At 48.3% G+C, this 16,124-nt stretch carries 20 protein-coding genes and 1 tRNA gene; 6 read left to right on the top strand and 15 right to left on the bottom strand.

Translation table 11 applies throughout. The annotated features are described in order from the left end of the window. Nucleotides 1-13: 13 nt before the first annotated feature. Complete coding sequence (ccmB, locus tag ACSPHG_RS06945; protein WP_435952762.1) at nt 14-673, bottom strand: heme exporter protein CcmB; 660 nt, start codon at nt 671-673, stop codon at nt 14-16. Beyond that, nucleotides 670-1,278 carry a cytochrome c biogenesis heme-transporting ATPase CcmA gene (gene ccmA, locus ACSPHG_RS06940; RefSeq protein ID WP_435952761.1) on the bottom strand — a complete coding sequence of 203 codons (609 nt, stop codon included), beginning with the start codon at nt 1,276-1,278 and terminating at the stop codon, nt 670-672. The genes ccmB and ccmA overlap by 4 nt, the downstream gene beginning before the upstream one ends. A 213-nt stretch (nt 1,279-1,491) precedes the next feature. Here ccmA and ACSPHG_RS06935 point away from each other — a divergent pair, with 213 nt between their 5' ends. The 3 genes from ACSPHG_RS06935 (at nt 1,492) to ACSPHG_RS06925 (ending at nt 3,916) form a co-directional block, all read left to right on the top strand. Then, nucleotides 1,492-2,448 (top strand): formate/nitrite transporter family protein, encoded by a 957-nt coding sequence (locus tag ACSPHG_RS06935; RefSeq protein WP_435955961.1) that lies wholly within the window; start codon nt 1,492-1,494, stop codon nt 2,446-2,448. 75 nt (nt 2,449-2,523) lie between these two features. Then, nucleotides 2,524-2,598 (top strand) — tRNA-Arg (locus ACSPHG_RS06930). Between the two features lie 160 nt (nt 2,599-2,758). After that, nucleotides 2,759-3,916, top strand: coding sequence for a tyrosine-type recombinase/integrase (locus ACSPHG_RS06925; protein WP_435952760.1), 1,158 nt, complete (start codon nt 2,759-2,761; stop codon nt 3,914-3,916). A 6-nt stretch (nt 3,917-3,922) separates the two neighbouring features. Here ACSPHG_RS06925 and ACSPHG_RS06920 read toward each other — a convergent pair whose 3' ends face one another. Together ACSPHG_RS06920 and ACSPHG_RS06915 are read right to left on the bottom strand one after the other, a co-directional pair. Beyond that, a complete protein-coding gene (locus ACSPHG_RS06920; protein WP_435952759.1) occupies nt 3,923-4,312 on the bottom strand; it encodes a HumD family translesion DNA polymerase in 390 nt (129 codons plus the stop codon). A gap of 2 nt (nt 4,313-4,314) precedes the next feature. Continuing rightward, nucleotides 4,315-4,554, bottom strand: coding sequence for a DNA polymerase V (locus tag ACSPHG_RS06915; protein ID WP_435952758.1), 240 nt, complete (start codon nt 4,552-4,554; stop codon nt 4,315-4,317). A 127-nt stretch (nt 4,555-4,681) separates the two neighbouring features. Between ACSPHG_RS06915 and ACSPHG_RS06910 the strand changes: the two genes are divergently transcribed. From ACSPHG_RS06910 to ACSPHG_RS06900, 3 genes are read left to right on the top strand one after another with little or no spacing between them, the layout of a single operon-like run. Further along, complete coding sequence (locus ACSPHG_RS06910) at nt 4,682-5,047, top strand: GtrA family protein (protein ID WP_435952757.1); 366 nt, start codon at nt 4,682-4,684, stop codon at nt 5,045-5,047. Further along, a complete protein-coding gene (locus ACSPHG_RS06905; protein WP_435952756.1) occupies nt 5,044-5,970 on the top strand; it encodes a glycosyltransferase family 2 protein in 927 nt (308 codons plus the stop codon). Before ACSPHG_RS06910 ends, ACSPHG_RS06905 begins: the two co-directional genes overlap by 4 nt. Further along, a complete protein-coding gene (locus ACSPHG_RS06900; RefSeq protein WP_435952755.1) occupies nt 5,967-7,385 on the top strand; it encodes a glucosyltransferase domain-containing protein in 1,419 nt (472 codons plus the stop codon). Before ACSPHG_RS06905 ends, ACSPHG_RS06900 begins: the two co-directional genes overlap by 4 nt. 25 nt (nt 7,386-7,410) lie before the next feature. Here ACSPHG_RS06900 and ACSPHG_RS06895 read toward each other — a convergent pair whose 3' ends face one another. The 11 genes from ACSPHG_RS06895 to ACSPHG_RS06845 form a co-directional block, all read right to left on the bottom strand. Next, nucleotides 7,411-9,579 (bottom strand): tail fiber/spike domain-containing protein, encoded by a 2,169-nt coding sequence (locus ACSPHG_RS06895; protein ID WP_435952754.1) that lies wholly within the window; start codon nt 9,577-9,579, stop codon nt 7,411-7,413. After that, nucleotides 9,580-10,221, bottom strand: a complete 642-nt coding sequence (locus tag ACSPHG_RS06890) for a phage baseplate protein (protein ID WP_435952753.1) — start codon at nt 10,219-10,221, stop codon at nt 9,580-9,582. After that, nucleotides 10,221-10,457: a phosphoglycolate phosphatase gene (locus tag ACSPHG_RS06885; protein WP_435952752.1), complete on the bottom strand. Its 237-nt coding sequence runs from the start codon at nt 10,455-10,457 to the stop codon at nt 10,221-10,223. Before ACSPHG_RS06885 ends, ACSPHG_RS06890 begins: the two co-directional genes overlap by 1 nt. An 8-nt stretch (nt 10,458-10,465) precedes the next feature. Next, nucleotides 10,466-11,221 carry a hypothetical protein gene (locus ACSPHG_RS06880; protein WP_435952751.1) on the bottom strand — a complete coding sequence of 252 codons (756 nt, stop codon included), beginning with the start codon at nt 11,219-11,221 and terminating at the stop codon, nt 10,466-10,468. Next, nucleotides 11,214-12,632, bottom strand: a complete 1,419-nt coding sequence (locus ACSPHG_RS06875; protein ID WP_435952750.1) for a baseplate J/gp47 family protein — start codon at nt 12,630-12,632, stop codon at nt 11,214-11,216. The genes ACSPHG_RS06880 and ACSPHG_RS06875 overlap by 8 nt, the downstream gene beginning before the upstream one ends. 64 nt (nt 12,633-12,696) lie before the next feature. Beyond that, nucleotides 12,697-13,038 (bottom strand): contractile injection system sheath initiator, encoded by a 342-nt coding sequence (locus tag ACSPHG_RS06870; protein WP_435952749.1) that lies wholly within the window; start codon nt 13,036-13,038, stop codon nt 12,697-12,699. A 37-nt stretch (nt 13,039-13,075) separates the two neighbouring features. Beyond that, a complete protein-coding gene (locus tag ACSPHG_RS06865) occupies nt 13,076-13,438 on the bottom strand; it encodes a hypothetical protein (protein ID WP_435952748.1) in 363 nt (120 codons plus the stop codon). Nucleotides 13,439-13,502: 64 nt separating this feature from the next. Further along, complete coding sequence (locus ACSPHG_RS06860; RefSeq protein ID WP_435952747.1) at nt 13,503-14,177, bottom strand: Gp138 family membrane-puncturing spike protein; 675 nt, start codon at nt 14,175-14,177, stop codon at nt 13,503-13,505. Continuing rightward, the gene (locus ACSPHG_RS06855) at nt 14,177-15,112 is read right to left on the bottom strand and encodes a phage protein (protein ID WP_435952746.1); all 936 of its coding nucleotides are present in this window, start codon (nt 15,110-15,112) and stop codon (nt 14,177-14,179) included. Before ACSPHG_RS06855 ends, ACSPHG_RS06860 begins: the two co-directional genes overlap by 1 nt. Then, entirely contained in the window at nt 15,087-15,428 is a 342-nt protein-coding gene (locus tag ACSPHG_RS06850; protein WP_435952745.1) for a phage baseplate plug family protein, read from the bottom strand. The genes ACSPHG_RS06855 and ACSPHG_RS06850 overlap by 26 nt, the downstream gene beginning before the upstream one ends. Beyond that, nucleotides 15,425-16,123 carry a phage baseplate protein gene (locus tag ACSPHG_RS06845; protein ID WP_435952744.1) on the bottom strand — a complete coding sequence of 233 codons (699 nt, stop codon included), beginning with the start codon at nt 16,121-16,123 and terminating at the stop codon, nt 15,425-15,427. The genes ACSPHG_RS06850 and ACSPHG_RS06845 overlap by 4 nt, the downstream gene beginning before the upstream one ends. Nucleotide 16,124 lies beyond the last annotated feature (1 nt).

Below are 16,124 nucleotides of genomic sequence, written 5' to 3'. Positions count from 1 at the left end.
CCGAAATAATTATTTACTGCACGCTCACGCGCAGCGCCGCCGCCGTAGCGAACGGGCTTAGGGTTGCGCTACCGGCAAGCAGCGCGCCGAGAATGGCCATGTAGCCATCAACCGGCAAATGCATCGACGCGGCGTCCATCGCGGCGGTCGCAAAAATCAATAGCGGAATGGTCAGCGGCAGCACCAGCAGGCTGAGTAACACCCCGCCGCGCCGCAGGCCAACGGTTAACCCCACGCCCGGCGCACCGAGGAAGCTCAGCGTTGGCGTGCCCAGCAGCAGCGTGAGCGCCATCACCTTCCAGCCGTAAAAATCCAGCCCCAGCAAAAGCGCCGCCAGCGGCGAGAGGATCAGCAGCGGCAGTCCCGTTACCACCCAGTGAGCGGTCACTTTCGCCAGCACCACCATCGGCAAAGGGATTGGCAGTAACATAAGCTGCTCCAGCGAGCCGTCCTGATAGTCGTCCCGAAACAGCCTGTCCATCGCCAGCAAAGAGGCGAGCAGCGCCGCCACCCAGATTACGCCCGGGGCAATACGCGCCAGCAGCTGCGGCTCCGGCCCAATGCCTAAGGGAAACAGCGTGATAACGATCAGGAAGAACCAAAGCGGGTTCGCAATTTCCGCGCCCTTACGGAACACCACGCGCAGCTCCTGCCAAAAAATGCGGCGCATCATGAATGGGTTTCCTGCAGAACGATCTGGCGAACGCGGGCCAGGGCAAGCGGCTGGTGCGTAGTGAGTACTACCATCCCGCCTTGATGGGTGTGATCGACCATTCGCTGAGTAAGCTTTTCAACCCCCGCCACGTCTATGGCGGTAAAGGGTTCGTCCAGAATCCACAGTTTTGCCTTGCTCAACCACAGCCGCGCCAGCGCCACTCGCCGCTGCTGCCCGGCAGAAAGCTGGTTAACCGGCACATCTTCAAAGCCGACTAGCCCCGCCTGTGCAAGCGCCTGCCAGCGCGCCTCTTCCGGGCAATCGGCATGGAAAAAACGTAGATTTTCGAAGGCGGTGAGCACCGTTTTGATGCCGGGCTGATGCCCAAGCCACAGCAGGTCCTGATGGTAGAGATCCCGCTGGCCGCGCAGCGTTTTACCCAGCCAGCGCACCTCGCCCTCTTCGGCCTGAGCAAGTCCGGCCAGAATACGCAGCAGCGACGTTTTCCCCGCGCCGTTTTGGCCCGCCACCTGCACCATCTCCCCCGCCGAAACGGCAAAAGACAGGCCGCTAAAAAGCGTTCTGTCATCGCGCACACAGGTCAGATTGATGGCATGGAGCATGGGAAAACCACTATTAATATTAGGGGGACGAATGATAGCACATCATCCGGGCTGCTCCAGGTCAGGCGCAGGCACAAGGAGTACTCAAAAAGAGGTAATACGCTAAGTCAGATCAAAATTCGGGCGAATTATTCCATAAGCCTCAACGTGTGAAGAAAAACCGCTACGCTTACTGGAACAAATTACGCGTGGAGAACCCCGAAAATGGACAAGCTGCAGGAAGATAAAATCGACAAGTCTACCGACGAGATTGAGGTGGAAAGCGAGGAGAAGTCGAGCGGAGAGGATATAGACGTTGACGAGGAGCATCTGCCGTCGAAAGCGATGGCTATCCACGAACATATTCGCCAGGACGGGGAAAAGGAGCTGGAGCGTGACGCCATGGCGCTGCTTTGGTCGGCGATTGCGGCGGGCCTGTCGATGGGCGCATCCCTGCTGGCAAAAGGCGTGTTTCACGTCAATCTTGAAGGCGTGCCGGGCAGTTTTCTACTGGAAAACCTTGGCTACACCTTTGGGTTTATCATCGTCATCATGGCGCGCCAGCAGCTGTTCACCGAGAACACCGTCACCGCCGTTCTGCCGGTGATGCACAAACCTACCGCCAGCAACTTCCTGCTATTAATGCGCCTGTGGGGCATGGTGCTGCTGGGCAACCTGATAGGCACCGGGCTTGCGGCCTACGCCTTCGAATACATGCCCATTTTCGATGAGCAAACGCGCGACGCGTTCGTCACCATCGGCATGGAGGTGATGCACAATCCGCCGGGCGAAATGTTTGCCAACGCCATTATTTCCGGCTGGATTATCGCCACCATGGTGTGGATGTTCCCGTCCGCGGGCGCGGCAAAAATCGTGGTGATTATCATCATGACCTGGCTTGTCGCCCTTGGGGATTTGACGCATATCGTCGTCGGCTCCGTTGAAATCCTATACCTGGTCTTTAACGGCACCATCCACTGGAGCGACTTCTTCTGGCCGTTCGCCCTGCCAACGCTTGCGGGAAATATCTGTGGCGGCACCTTTATCTTTGCGCTCATCAGCCACGCGCAGATCCGCAACGACATGAGCAACAAGAAGAAAGCGCAGGCGAAGGCAAAAGAGAAACGCAGGCAGGAAGTTGAAGCGGGAAAAAATGGGGCCACGGCCACAAAGGATGCGAAACAGGGCTAAAAATGGTTACGTTTCAGGCAATCAGCCAGCCAGCCCCTTAACGTCCCAGCAAAAGCGGGTATACTACGCCCGCTTGTCCCCTTAGTTAAATGGATATAACGAGCCCCTCCTAAGGGCTAGTTGTAGGTTCGATTCCTGCAGGGGACGCCATTCTACAGTTCGCCATCATCCGCAATAGCCCGTCAAAACCCTTTCGCAGCAAGCACTCAATAAAATACCCGTTCGCCATAGTTCGCACCAGACCGTTGACAGCCGCATGCTTAGGCGGGTAAAAAACGAGTAAATAATTTTACCCACCGGAATTTTACCCATGCTGACCATCAAGCAGATCGACGCGGCAAAGCCGAAAGATAAACCGTACCGTCTGCTCGACAGTAACGGCCTGTACCTTTATGTGCCCGTGTCAGGGAAGAAGGTGTGGCAGCTTCGTTATAAAATTGATGGCAAGGAAAAGGTGCTTACTGTCGGAAAGTACCCTTTGATGTCGCTGCAGGAAGCAAGAGATAAAGCATGGCTGGCAAGAAAGGATGTTTCGGCCGGGGTCGATCCGCTTAAGGCCAAAAAGCTTTCCAATAAAGACAATTCTTTCGGGACAATTTACCAGGAATGGTATGAGCACAAAAAACAGGTTTGGTCAGAGGGGTATAGTGTTGAGCTGGCACGCATGTTTACGGATGACATACTGCCGCTCATCGGTGAGATGGAGATTCAGGATATTGAACCAATGCAGATACTGGACGTTATCCGCAGGTTTGAAGAGCGTGGCGCTATGGAGCGGGCAAACAAAGCCAGGCGGCGTTGCGGAGAAGTTTTCAGATATGCAATCGTAACTGGCCGGGCCAAATACAACCCAGCTCCAGATCTGGCTGATGCGATGAAGGGCTACAGAAAACAAAATTACCCATTCCTCCCCGCTGAACAGATACCCGCGTTCAACAAGGCGCTATCCGGCTTCTCAGGGAGCATTGTTTCTAAAGTAGCGACTGAGGTTTTGCAGTATACGGTCCTGCGAACAAAAGAGCTTCGCTCCATGCAATGGTCGAACGTCGATTTTGAAACCAGGACAATCACTATCGATGCTGCAGTGATGAAAGGCAGGCGTATCCACCTCGTTCCCATGTCGTCGCAGGTAACTGCATTGCTTGAGTTTCTCAGGCCAATAACGGAGCCGGTATCAGAATTTGTATTCGCTGGCCGCAACGACAAGATGAAACCCATCAGCGAGAATGCCGTTCTGCTAGTTATCCGACAGATCGGTTATGAAGGGCTAGCCAGCGGGCACGGATTCCGCCACCAATTCAGCACCATCATGAACGAACATGAATGGCCCGCAGATGCCATAGAAAGACAACTGGCGCACGCAAATAGTGGATCAATCCGAGGCATCTACAACCACGCTCAGTACATGGATAAGCGCCGCGAGATGATGCAGTGGTGGGCAGACTACATTGATGGCAAGGCGATATAACACCACCTATATCACCGGCGCGTCGTCGAACTCACCACTGCTGGCATTGTTCAGTATCCACGTCACCACGCCATAGACCGCATCGTCAGGGTCACCTTCCACATACCCTGGCAACGGGTATGTCTCTGTCGGCTTATCGATATTCTGCAGGTGAGGCCGGGGGAACTTGCGGAAGATGCGCATTTTGAACTCGCCGTTCTGCGCACAGACGACGATTGAACCATCTGCAGGGCCACGGCTCATATCAACGACGAGTAGAGCGTCCTTCATGATGCCAGCGCGCCACTGTGGCTCGCCAGCTCTGAACAGGTACGTAGCGCTTGGCTTGCTTATAATGAGCTGATCAAGATTGATGCGCTCTTGTAGAAAATCAGCAGCTGGAGATGGAAAGCCCATGATTACCTCACTGTTCCCATGTTCATCAAGAAATACACCTTGTTCTCGCCCTCATGCGCCGTGAAGTCGCGGAAAGAACCCTGGTAGAACGCAATCCAGTCGTTGGCCTGCCGTAGCGACCAGTAATGATTGTACTTCTCCAGCTCTGCAACGAAGTCGGCCGTGGCAACAACCTGCCCGCGCACCGGGTCTGTCTTGATGGCCTTAACAAATGCCGGTCGGATTTCATAATCTCGCGCCATCTCGCAACTCCATATCAATTTACTGTATGCATAAACAGTATTTCAAAACTGGTAGTTGATCAAGTGCTGATCGGATTCATCCGAGGTGCTAAACTTCGGCCTTACTCAAAACTACTCATATAGACAAATGCTTAAGCTATTTTCGAAATACTTCACTGTTGGAATTTTCAATACCGGTATTCACTGGGTTGTTTTCGGCGTGTGCCTGTACGCATTCCATGCCAACCAGGCACTGGCTAACTTTGCTGCTTTCTGCATTGCGGTAACGTTCTCTTTCTTCGCCAACGCGCGATTCACTTTTAAGGCGAAGACCACCACGCTGCGCTACATGCTTTATATTGGCTTTATGGGCACACTCAGCGCCGCAACCGGCTGGATGGCAGATCAATGTGGACTGCCACCTCTCTTTACCCTGATTGGGTTCTCTGCTCTTAGCCTGGTATGTGGCTTCTTCTATTCTAAATTCATCGTTTTCCGGAGTGAACAGGCGTGAAAATATCACTGGTTGTTCCTGTCTTTAATGAAGAAGACGCGATACCTATTTTTTATAAAACAGTTCGAGAGTTTGAAGGTCTGAAAGATCATGACGTTGAAATCGTGTTCATAAATGACGGGAGTAAAGACGCTACTGAGTCAATAATAAATGCACTGGCTACAGCTGATAGCAAAGTTAAAGCACTTTCATTTACACGCAATTTCGGGAAAGAGCCCGCGTTATTCGCTGGGCTGGATAATGCGACAGGTGATGCAGTAATTCCGATTGACGTTGATTTGCAGGACCCCGTTGAGGTAATCCCTCACCTAATAGAGAAGTGGCGGGCAGGTGCTGACATGGTGTTAGCGAAACGCACCGATCGCTCAACAGACGGGCATCTTAAGCGCAAGTCTGCTGAAATGTTTTACAAACTTCATAACAAAATTAGCTCGCCTAAAATTGAAGAAAATGTTGGCGACTTTCGTTTAATGTCACGTGAAATGGTTGAGAACATAAAAAAGCTACCAGAACGCAATCTTTTCATGAAAGGGATACTTTCTTGGGTTGGCGGGAATACTGAGGTTGTTGAGTACTCAAGAGCCGAACGCAGCGCCGGAGAGTCAAAGTTCAATGGGTGGAAATTATGGAACTTGGCTCTAGAGGGGATCACCTCATTTTCAACCTTCCCTTTACGCATGTGGACATATATTGGCTTAGGTGTTTCCGCCTTCGCATTCATTTATGCAGCATGGATGGTCATTGATAAGTTGATATGGGGAAACCCTGTGCCTGGTTATCCATCGCTGATGACCGCAATACTATTTCTTGGCGGTGTGCAGCTTATAGGTATAGGAGTTCTTGGTGAGTATATTGGCAGAATATATACTGAGGTAAAGGCACGACCAAAATACGTGATAAAGAAATCAGGAAAAATGAAATGAAAGAATTTAGCGTAAATTATAAAACAGCAATATTCCTTGCTGTTTGCTCTTTTATTTACATGCTACCTTTAATAATCACAAATACGTATTACATAGATGATATGGCAAGGTCATTGTATGGGTATGGTTGGCAACGTGATGGTAGAACATTAGCAACTGTAATAATGCAAATTATTTCAGGTGGGGAACGTCTATCAAATCTATCGCCATATACAAATATAATTTCAGCATGTATTCTCTCTTTTACTGGATACTATGCATGTGTGATTTCTGGCATAGAGAAAAATAAAAAATACAAGATTTCGTCTTTGATTGTATTAACAAGCCCTTTTATGCTCGAGAACTTGACATATAAATATGACTCTCTTCCAATGTCAATTTCTATCGCTGCGGTTTCATTACCATTCATATTGAATGGATGGAGGTTCATTGCAATTGCAGGCGCTGGAGCTTGCGTTTGTCTAATGACTTATCAGGCCTCGTTCATTATATTTTTTATAATGGCAAGCATAGTAGTTTCAAAGGATCTGATTGAGAATAGACAAACAATAAAAAGGTTGTTATCTATCGTAAATGCCTTAATACTTGGTGTATTTCTTACATATTTAGTAAACCTAATTTATCCTCCTGATTTCGCAGGAAGAAATAAACTATTCTTTACATCCGAAGATCCAATAAAAGAGATTACAAAAAACATCTCAGGAGCTATAGATGTAATCTCTCAAGTATTTCATGCAACATATATTATAGTTTACTCACTAACTTTATTAGCATTGTTACTTTCAATAGTGGTTATAATTAAAGAAAATAAGCATAAGTTAATGGCTTCGACATCGATAATATTATCGATTTTAGCATTTACATCATTCCCGCTAATAAACATATTACTATTAAATCCTTGGTGGACTGCTAGAGTTTTTGTTGGATTTCCATTTTCAATTATTGCCATACTTTCAATTATAAATTACGCGTCTCCAACTATACAAAGATATATATCCATTGCGTTGGTTGTTTTAGCATTTCCTTTGATGGCCTCATACTCAAATGCACTTAGCTCACAAAACAAGTTTACTGAGGATATGGTATCTAGGATATTTGATGGTGTTGATACTGTCGGAAAATCAGTGTTTGTAATTGGTACAGCTCCTCGCTCACCTGAGTCAATTATAGCGATTGAAAATAACCCTCTATTACGATCTATCTTACCTATTTATATATCTAATGGATGGAGTTGGGGTGGACACTTCCTTGAGCGCCAGGGAATTATAGAGCGCAAGCAGTATCTTTCTCCCTCAGAGAGAGAAAGATACATTAAAAATGTATGTAAATTCAATGAAATCAAGGATGGACTGAACTACAAAGTCCTTTCCAATGGAAAAGTAATCGCTATTGATTTCAATAAAACGAAATGCTAATCAGAGGCCCTTAGGGCCTCTTTAGTTAGTTTAACTTCCAACGTATTACTGCTTGCATCGGTGATGTTGAATTCTGTAATTGAATTCTAAAAACAAGTTTGTTTACGGTGCTAGCCCCTTGGTCGTAAATAATAACATATGAAGTTGGTATTATTGAGCTACCTGAAAATGCAGTCACGGCCAATGTTGCAGAAACCTCTTCTGGCAGTGGCGTGTATGGAAGAGTGAGTCCTGTAGCTTCTATTGTTTGAACTGTAGTGATTCCTGAATTAATTACAGATGTTATTCCAGATATTGTATTTCCAGAATTTCCACTCTTCATCATAATCCTTGATCTATTGCGTACTGCATAGGTTTCAAATCCGTAGAAAGGGTTGCTAACTGTAATGCACTCAATTCTGCCTCCGGTTAAAACATCTGCGGAATGGCTTCTGAATCCATAATTAGAGAAAGAGCATGTCATGTTAACATAATTACCACTACCTCCAGCAGCGACAAACCCTGAACTTGGAACAGATTCCGAATTTGTTCCAAAGAATCCCTTTATTATTCCTGATTCTATTCTGATATTAGACCCTGTTAGATACACCCCTGTTCCAGATAGCGCATCCGAAACCAATGGGCTTCTTGTTATGTTAATATTCTGCACTGAATAGTTTTGGCCATTCAGTATAAGATAGATGCCATTGTGTGCAGGGTCCTTTTGATTGATGTATATTGATCCAAGGTCTGATATGTCAGAGTTATTAACATCAATAATATTAATAGGCACCCTGACGAATGAACCGTGGATTGGTATAGAGGCATCTCCAGTTCCCTGATGTGAATCAATTCTCCCTCCAGACGGAACTGCGTCTCTCATCATCCATAAATTAACCATACAAGATTCAACTATAATTTGTTCGTATTGGAATCTCATAAATGCTGTGCTATTACCTCTACCTGCAACTATCCCATATCCATTATAATTTCCATAGCAGTGGATAAACCCAAGTGTCACAGCCCTCCATACTCTAAAGTCAGCAACTCTTTGCGTTGGCTCCCAAAATGAACGCAAATCAGCAGATGGAGTTGAGCCATAACCAGCACCTACAATTTCAACATCATCAATAAATGCATCCTGTGATTCACAATGCCAGCAATCATTGCCACAGAACTGTATTCTTATATTTTTGAATGTTGGGATTATCATCCATCCCATATCTGGGTTGGCTGCCATGTACCCTGCACGCCCATCATTTTGACCGTAATCCTGAGTAACAAGACCTACAGATGGAACGTATATAATCATTACATTTTCCATTACTGTATTTGATCCGGCAATCATTACTCCATTTCCAGAAAGTTTTGATGGTGATCCCCCGAACCCTGATTTATTACCGTTAATACAAATATTTCTTAATCCAGCAGAGAAGCACCCAGGTGGGATTGGTGATGCTGTGGAATAGTCATTAAAACCATCACTGATAATAAATGACTGCGAGTTCCATCCGCTAATTGCCTTAAGTTTTGTAGTCTGGTAGGACTGCCCCTCTATAATAACCTTAGATTTTAGAGTGAGAGGTCCACTCATATATTCTCCATTACCAAGAAATACTTTCCCCCCACCATGCTTATGGACCCAGTTTATTGCATCCTGAATCGATGAAGCGTTATCAGTTACCCCGTCCCCCACGGCTCCAAACTGCTCAACGCTGACTGTGTGGATAGTTTCCGCCAGTGTTCCCCCGGCTGGCATACCGATGAGAGATGTACCAGTGGAAGACGCGAGCATTGAGCGAAGTGTTGCGTCTCCAACTTCAGCCCAAGCACCTTTCGATATACCGCCAGCTGAATCCGGGTCAGATGCCGCAGGAACATATTTCGGTAGGTCGCCTGTCCAGTAATACCATGACTTACTTTCTTCATCCCAGATGAAGTCATTTAGTGATGCGAGCGAACCGCCCGCTGTAAATGTGTAACTACCATTTATAAAGCCAGCTAGCTTATCATTTACTTCATCAACAGAGGGTACACTTAGGTTAGCTCTGGCCTGGTCTGAATTTGGGATATCTGAAAGATTGTTCTTTGCGCGAAGGAAATGAGTGACGGGGATCTTTTGATCCGTGCTGTTCTGATTTATCAGGAGTTGCGCCGTGTCAATTGTGTCCGTTGCAGCGGGTAATTCAGTGAGTTTTACTTTTTGTTCAGCCATTTATGCGGTCCTGTACCAGCCTGCAAGTTTTACGTATTGGTTTGCAATTGTGAATTCAGATCCTGCCCCGGCATTGCCGGTGTTACCTTTGACAGGATGGTCATGAGCTCCTATCGCTACGGTATGAGCATGTTTATAATTTGATGTGTTAGTTGATTGCGTAGAAACAATGTCATCGCTACTGCCGTCATATGAACCACCAGTCAATCTACCGATACTTTTTAACGGCACCGTATGGCTGTGATTATCCTCACCGGTAGATTTAGTTCCGTGGTCAAACTGACCTGTCTTTAAGTCCACGGTATGAAAGTGAGTCGGGAGATTAGCTGTAGACAGGGTGATTGCATCACTGCCTCCCTGCTGTAGAACGTCGCTGCCGGTAGTGTTGGCCAACCTGATAGTTTTGCCTGCCCCCGGAATTCGTGCCCATGTCGTACCCGGCCAGGTAACGTTAGGATTTGTTGCATCCGCAAAGAAGTGAGCGCTATTTACCGGATAAACCGCATCAATTACTGATTTAAGAAGCACGGAGATGGTCATTGACCTGTCATTACCCGATTGATTCACATGCAGCAAATCACCCACATCTGCTTCGGTGGCGGATGGCAAATCGGTTAAATACTTAAGTGTTATTTCAGCCATTACGCCCCCTCAAGAGTTTCTACTCGTGCCTTTAAATCTGCAATTTGCGCGTACAGGTCGTTTAGTAGAGTGTTGAGGTGATTAGCCGCTAATTTGCTCCCCGCTGATATGGAGCCATCAGGCATGCGCACAGGAGGAACAAAACCGCTAGCCAGAATCTCATCCGGTACCGGTTCTTTATTGTTCTGACCATCTGAATAAGTGACGTCAGTTGCTGCAAAGGATGTTATAGCCATTTAATTTCTCACTTAGGCATAGCGCCGCAGAGCATCGTCCCGGTGACGCCATAGTCACGGGAGAAAATAAGAAGGTAATCGTCGTCAGCGACGCCAAGATATGAACCGTTCACCTCAAGAACCCCCGACACTGATCCAGCCGCGTCAAGGTACGAGCCAGCAATGAATACGGAGCCCCTGTTAAGTCCAAGCGCCGTGTCTTCATCAACCTGCATTGCCGTGTTTACCCCGACTGCTAAAGCCTGTCCGGAGTTTGTGTCTATGCCTGCCAGGGAAAACCCATTGAGCCCATAGTCGTGAGTTGAATAGGCGCGGACGCCCGCAACTGATGCACGGTCAACAATCGCGTTGATATTTGTTGGGACGTAGGGGCCGGTGGCATGAACGCTGAATGCGGCCGGGAATAGCTCAACGAGCTCAACATCAGAACTTGATGTTGTAGTGGCAGTTACGACCATGACGTTATCTGGTGTACCGCTAAATGAAGTTGCCAGTTTTGCTTGCATGATCGCCCGACGATAATCATCGTCAGACATTCCATCTCGCCCTACATCGACGTACTGACCGAACCTATCCAGCTCTATGCCATGGGCGTTGTATATGCTTTGGGTGAGGTAGATGTATTTAGCGCGCGCTTCTATTTCAGGATGCATCACGCCAACCGCAGCAAACAGGTCTGGCACCTGCCCGCCCTTCTTAAGCCAGTCTGTGGGTCGCTGGCGTATCAGTGCGAGGAAATCGATATCAGCCCATTCATCAGACACCTGTGACCTCCACATTTTCAGCAGAGAAGGAAGCAAATGAGTTTTCGGCAACTGAAATATTGGTTTCAGCAAACGTGGTTCCATCAGTGCTTACAGTGACGGTCATTTTCCCGATGCCGGTTGTGTTCGCGTAGATGTAACCGTAGATGCGCTGTGTGATCACATCATCACCCAAGCCAAGTGTTGCTCCGTAAGCCACAACGCCCTGCTTAATTGCATCCACAACGGTTGCTGGCAGCGGTTCCTCAGTATCAAGCAGGACCACATCAACTTTGACGTAAATATCCACTTCTGTAGGGCGTGAGAAGTTAACCAGGTGTGGCCTTTCGTACCGGTCATAGACAGTGATCGCAATTGAGCCGTATGTTGCTATTCCTGCCCCCTTGTACTTCCAGATAGCATCAGCAATATCCTGCTCAAGACCGCCAGAAACGATGGTATGTATGGCTTTTGGTGGAATGCTGTCAACGGTCGACATCGTGTCGTTTTCGATTACTTTCGCCAGCGTGACGCCACTTACTTCGGTGATAAGTCGTGTTTCAATAGCGGGTATGGTTGCGGCTCCACCTGACGATGAGCGGCTTTGATACAGGCGCTGTCGATAATCGGTATCGGATTCTCGATTTGAACCTGTTGCGCCCTGCACCAGGTTATTAACCCCTGTCCATCCGGTAATGGCGCTTACTGGGTTATTCAATCCACCGACAGGCACGACGATTGGCCCGGATTCGGTAGCTTCAAAGATTGCGGGAGAGCCAATTAACTGCCATGACAGACCGGCAGTCAGTGAAACCGCAAAGCCTTCAATAAGGTTTTCAGACGTCAGGTGAATCACCGAACCGTTAGCCGTCGCAGAGTATTGGCTTGTTGCATCAACGACCGCAGCAAGCCCTGTGGCAATGCTGTTAACCGTATCGCCTGATACCTTTGTATATGTGTGATCAACGCCAGCAATGCGGATGGTGTATGTTGCCTGCGTGTTATTCGCCACCCTCACCTCGCCATCCAGCAAAGTAGAGCGGGATATTGAATAGTCAGCGGTCAATCGAAATTGGTAATTGCCGAAAGACGCCAGGGATCCAGCAGGTACAAGCGCTGATTCTGTTCCGTAGATGACAGCGTTAACCTTCGTCGTTGTTTTTCCGTGGCGAGTAATGCCGCCCATCCAGTCACCCAGCGCATCAAGAGCAAAGCCCTCAGCAGACGCAAGGAAACGACTCGCCCACAATTCCTCTTCTGTTTCGAAGTGGATGGCGTTCTGCTCTGCCTCAATTCCGATCCACTGCCCGGTAGTTGAATCTGCTTCCCTGTTAATTGGCCCTACGACCGTTTCCATTGCATCGCCGATATCCTGAACCATCTCCGGCAATGTCGGCTTATCGAAGCCTGTTTTTGTAATGTAATCAGCCATAATCACCTTGTTCCAGGCATAAAAAAGCCCCGCACGACGCGAGGCATATTGAAGGGTTTGTTAATCAGGGATATTGAACCAACCCGTAATCGGTGCTGGCCGTAAATTCGATACTCAACTTCCTGTTTGCCCGTTCAAAATTGTACGTAAACTCCACGATCCCGGTCACGCCATCGACGTCAAAAATCTCAGTTCGGATAGCTGATAGTGCGCCGTTGAGTGTTATCTGTTTACCCAGCACGTCCTGCAAATAAGGCGTACCGAATTCACTATCCAGAAACCACTCACCGCGCCAAAGGCTTAGCCTGAATTCAATCTGCTGCCTCACGCGTTCAGCGCCGTCTACGTACTGCAACAGTCCGTTTGTGAATACGATCTTGTTGTCGGTCAGTCTGAAATCAAGCATAAATCACCAATAAAAAACCCGCCGAAGCGGGTTGGAGTCAGAAGCAAAGGGCCTGGATTTTGCTAAAATCTTTTGTTTTCATTTCGAGGAGCGATTTTTTACCGTCATTAAACTCAACAGCAAAAATTGTCTGGTTTTTATTTCCCCCAGCAAGCGCCCCTACCAGCACCCCGAACCCACCTAGCAGCACGCCCCCAACTAACGCTCCACCTGCAGTGCCTGCTACATTTTTCCCTTTCGCCCCACCGGATACTTCAAGTGATGCGATTTTGCTCTTAGGGTATTTCTGATTACCGCCTAAAAACGATGAGCTCATCTCCAGATAATTCTCACCTAACATTGGGGTTACCAACCTTGCATACTTGAAATCACCGGCGTGCACTTTCAGCGTGATTGACATATTCAATCTCCATTATCCGTAATAAACATGATCCTACTTAATACTTGCAACTTCTAGCAAGAAATTAGTTTTCCGGACCTCCCGTGTTGCCGCCGCTATCTCCCTGGTGATGGTGCGTGCCGATCTTGATTCCGTTAATGACAACGTCGCCAGTCACCTGCATAGTGCCAGTAATGGTGGCCACCGATGAGCCTCCGCCGCCTCCAGTCATGCCACCTTGGTAGGTAAACAGCTTCTCAACAGTCATTTGGCCTTTTACCGCGTGAAGTGGCGTTATCTCTTCCACCCCACCCGGTGCGTTAATAGTCATCTTCCCGTTAGCATCAAAGGCGATAAATGCATCACCAAAGTACATACGCATGTCGTCATTGCCCGGCACGGCATCGCTGTATCCAGCCCCTGGAATAACGTATGAATCGATGATATCGAAACGCCTGGTGTCATCGCTTCCGTCCGTGGCCTGCTGGCACACAATCAATAAACACCGATCGCCAGACTGCACCGGCCCTTTGATTCCAGCCTGCCCGCCAGCAAACTGCGGCCACACCAACCGCAAATCACTCAGCACTGGATATGCGTTCGTGTCGCCGTCTGCGTAAATCTTCTCGCCGTCTGGCTTTACTGTTACCCGCCCGCCGTTGTAGCTCACTACTGTGCAAGGCAATGCAGTGTTAACCGTGTCCATTTCCGTGCTCACAAGCCGCCTGAGCGCCTCAACTACATCACTGTTATCTGCCATTAGATAAACCTCAGTAGCGCTTCCACGCTCCATTCCTGGCCGTGGGTATCGCCGCTATAACGCGCCTCTTCCACTCGGAAGAACTCACCATCAATACCGCGGGATTTCACCTGCACGTAAGCGCCAGGGTAAATTGCCGGGTTTAACAGCGATTTCACCCTGTATCCCTGCACCTCAAGAGTCACCCGGTCTTTAAGCTTGGCGGTCGGGTCTTCTACATCTACTACCGTTCTGACAATGCCCTTCTGCCCGTACTTGATGCCCTGCTTTGCAGCAGTCTTTTCGGTCATCGTCTTTGCTTCGCGCCGGGGATAGCCAATCATTCCAGTATCCTTCGAAAGGACAACTGCAGTGTCTGCGTATACACCACCCTTTTTTATGATCTGGATTTCGCTGTCCTGCGCACTCCATTCCAGCCCAAGATAATTGCATACCCTGTCCATAGCATCCCGGACGCGGCCGTTGTAGGCATAGCCGCCAATATATTGCTTGTCCTGCACCTTGCTGATGCTCTTCTTAATTGGAAGTCCAAAATTTTTCGCGACACCATCAAGCACCGTCATTGCTGAAGTATTTGGCGGAAATGAAACGCTTATCTTCGCATCCCGTAACGGGATTACACTGTCCCGTAGCTCCATCTCAGTGATGATGTCAGGCCCGTCCTGATACGTGAGGCTTCGACATGTAGTTCCAGTGAAGATGGTAATAGCGCCGATGTCGTTAACGTAACCAGCCTTGATGATGACCACGTTATTTACGGTCTCCATCAAAGTGATGGTGCTGGGTGCGGCGTTGTAGATTTTGAGAGAGGCTTCGTTTGCGGTTTTGCTTGCTGTTTTGGTGATATTGAACTCAAAGCGGAGGTCTTTAATGCTGACGGCTTCGCCCTGCGGCTGGCCCACAATTATCTCACCCGTTCGTAGAAACAAGCTCATCTATTTCTTCCTTAGTGGCATACACCAAAAGGTGATCGCCTCCAACCGAATCGATATCAGGACGCACTTTTTCACCATACGTCCGGATGAAGTAGATATCGCCTGAGAATTTATCGAAACTGAAGTTCTTTAGCAGCGGGTAATTCTGCACAAGTTTCACCCCGGTAATGATTGGCAAGGACTCCCGGTCGTAAATGCCCAGCGACCAGAAACCGAATCGTTCATTCCAGCGCAGCCTGAGAGATACCGGTGTGTCATCGAATACGGCTTGTAACGTCTGGTCAGTAAATCCTGGCTGAAAGTTGAGTGGGGTCATGGAGTAACGTTACCTATAATTTTCCTGAGGTAGTCATTTAACCTGCTGCCAGAGGCCGACAACCCATCCGCAGCCTGACTTAGAATGGAGCCGGTGTTTTTCCCGACATTCTTTGTAGGCGTAGCCCGGTTTGCGGTCGCAGAATCAGTTGAATTTGATGTGCTCGGCTTACCTGCATCGGTTTTTCTCACACCTACTCCAGGTGGGATTTCCGTTGTTGCGGTGCTCACTATGTCGGACTGAACGGCATCTATCGTGAAATTAATCGCGTCACCGTCCTCAACACGTCGAGGGATGTTTATATCCAGGATGAGCATGTTCACATACGTATAGTTTTTGGTGTAGATGGTGACAAGTTCATTGGAAAGATAGAGGGAATCCAGCTGCTTTATCGCTGTATTTACTCTGTCCTCACCGTCGAATCCTGTCGCGATGGCGTTAGATGCCTGGGTTAACACTCCTGTTATAGGCGCGTTACTTATCATCCCGGCAACGGTTATCTTTTTCGGCTGCCGGATTATGTGATCGGATATCGGAGAACCATTCTCGACCGGATTCATCGTAACGTCGCGTTTCCACTCATGCGTCTCCTGGTCCAGAGTATCGAACTCAAGATTACCAACGCCAGGATCGTTTAGCCGGAAAGTGCTGTCGCCTGATGAGTTCCATAGGAAGCCAAGCACATCAGTTGCCATG

Source organism: Dryocola baronae (assembly GCF_051297175.1).
Lineage (GTDB): Bacteria > Pseudomonadota > Gammaproteobacteria > Enterobacterales > Enterobacteriaceae > Dryocola.
The sequence above is the reverse complement of the archived record's forward strand: the minus strand, read 5'-3'. Positions and strand labels throughout refer to the sequence as shown.

Excerpts from the sequence above, each read along its gene's own strand:
- ACSPHG_RS06870 (WP_435952749.1), bottom strand. The coding sequence starts at position 13,038 with ATGCTTGATTTCAGACTGACCGACAACAAGATCGTATTCACAAACGGA.
- ccmA (WP_435952761.1), bottom strand. The coding sequence starts at position 1,278 with ATGCTCCATGCCATCAATCTGACCTGTGTGCGCGATGACAGAACGCTT.
- ACSPHG_RS06875 (WP_435952750.1), bottom strand. The coding sequence starts at position 12,632 with ATGGCTGATTACATTACAAAAACAGGCTTCGATAAGCCGACATTGCCG.
- ACSPHG_RS06925 (WP_435952760.1), top strand. The coding sequence starts at position 2,759 with ATGCTGACCATCAAGCAGATCGACGCGGCAAAGCCGAAAGATAAACCG.
- ccmB (WP_435952762.1), bottom strand. The coding sequence starts at position 673 with ATGATGCGCCGCATTTTTTGGCAGGAGCTGCGCGTGGTGTTCCGTAAG.
- ACSPHG_RS06920 (WP_435952759.1), bottom strand. The coding sequence starts at position 4,312 with ATGGGCTTTCCATCTCCAGCTGCTGATTTTCTACAAGAGCGCATCAAT.
- ACSPHG_RS06895 (WP_435952754.1), bottom strand. The coding sequence starts at position 9,579 with ATGGCTGAACAAAAAGTAAAACTCACTGAATTACCCGCTGCAACGGAC.
- ACSPHG_RS06860 (WP_435952747.1), bottom strand. The coding sequence starts at position 14,177 with ATGGCAGATAACAGTGATGTAGTTGAGGCGCTCAGGCGGCTTGTGAGC.
- ACSPHG_RS06915 (WP_435952758.1), bottom strand. The coding sequence starts at position 4,554 with ATGGCGCGAGATTATGAAATCCGACCGGCATTTGTTAAGGCCATCAAG.
- ACSPHG_RS06855 (WP_435952746.1), bottom strand. The coding sequence starts at position 15,112 with ATGAGCTTGTTTCTACGAACGGGTGAGATAATTGTGGGCCAGCCGCAG.
- ACSPHG_RS06900 (WP_435952755.1), top strand. The coding sequence starts at position 5,967 with ATGAAAGAATTTAGCGTAAATTATAAAACAGCAATATTCCTTGCTGTT.
- ACSPHG_RS06890 (WP_435952753.1), bottom strand. The coding sequence starts at position 10,221 with ATGGCTGAAATAACACTTAAGTATTTAACCGATTTGCCATCCGCCACC.
- ACSPHG_RS06885 (WP_435952752.1), bottom strand. The coding sequence starts at position 10,457 with ATGGCTATAACATCCTTTGCAGCAACTGACGTCACTTATTCAGATGGT.
- ACSPHG_RS06865 (WP_435952748.1), bottom strand. The coding sequence starts at position 13,438 with ATGTCAATCACGCTGAAAGTGCACGCCGGTGATTTCAAGTATGCAAGG.
- ACSPHG_RS06850 (WP_435952745.1), bottom strand. The coding sequence starts at position 15,428 with ATGACCCCACTCAACTTTCAGCCAGGATTTACTGACCAGACGTTACAA.
- ACSPHG_RS06845 (WP_435952744.1), bottom strand. The coding sequence starts at position 16,123 with ATGGCAACTGATGTGCTTGGCTTCCTATGGAACTCATCAGGCGACAGC.
- ACSPHG_RS06910 (WP_435952757.1), top strand. The coding sequence starts at position 4,682 with ATGCTTAAGCTATTTTCGAAATACTTCACTGTTGGAATTTTCAATACC.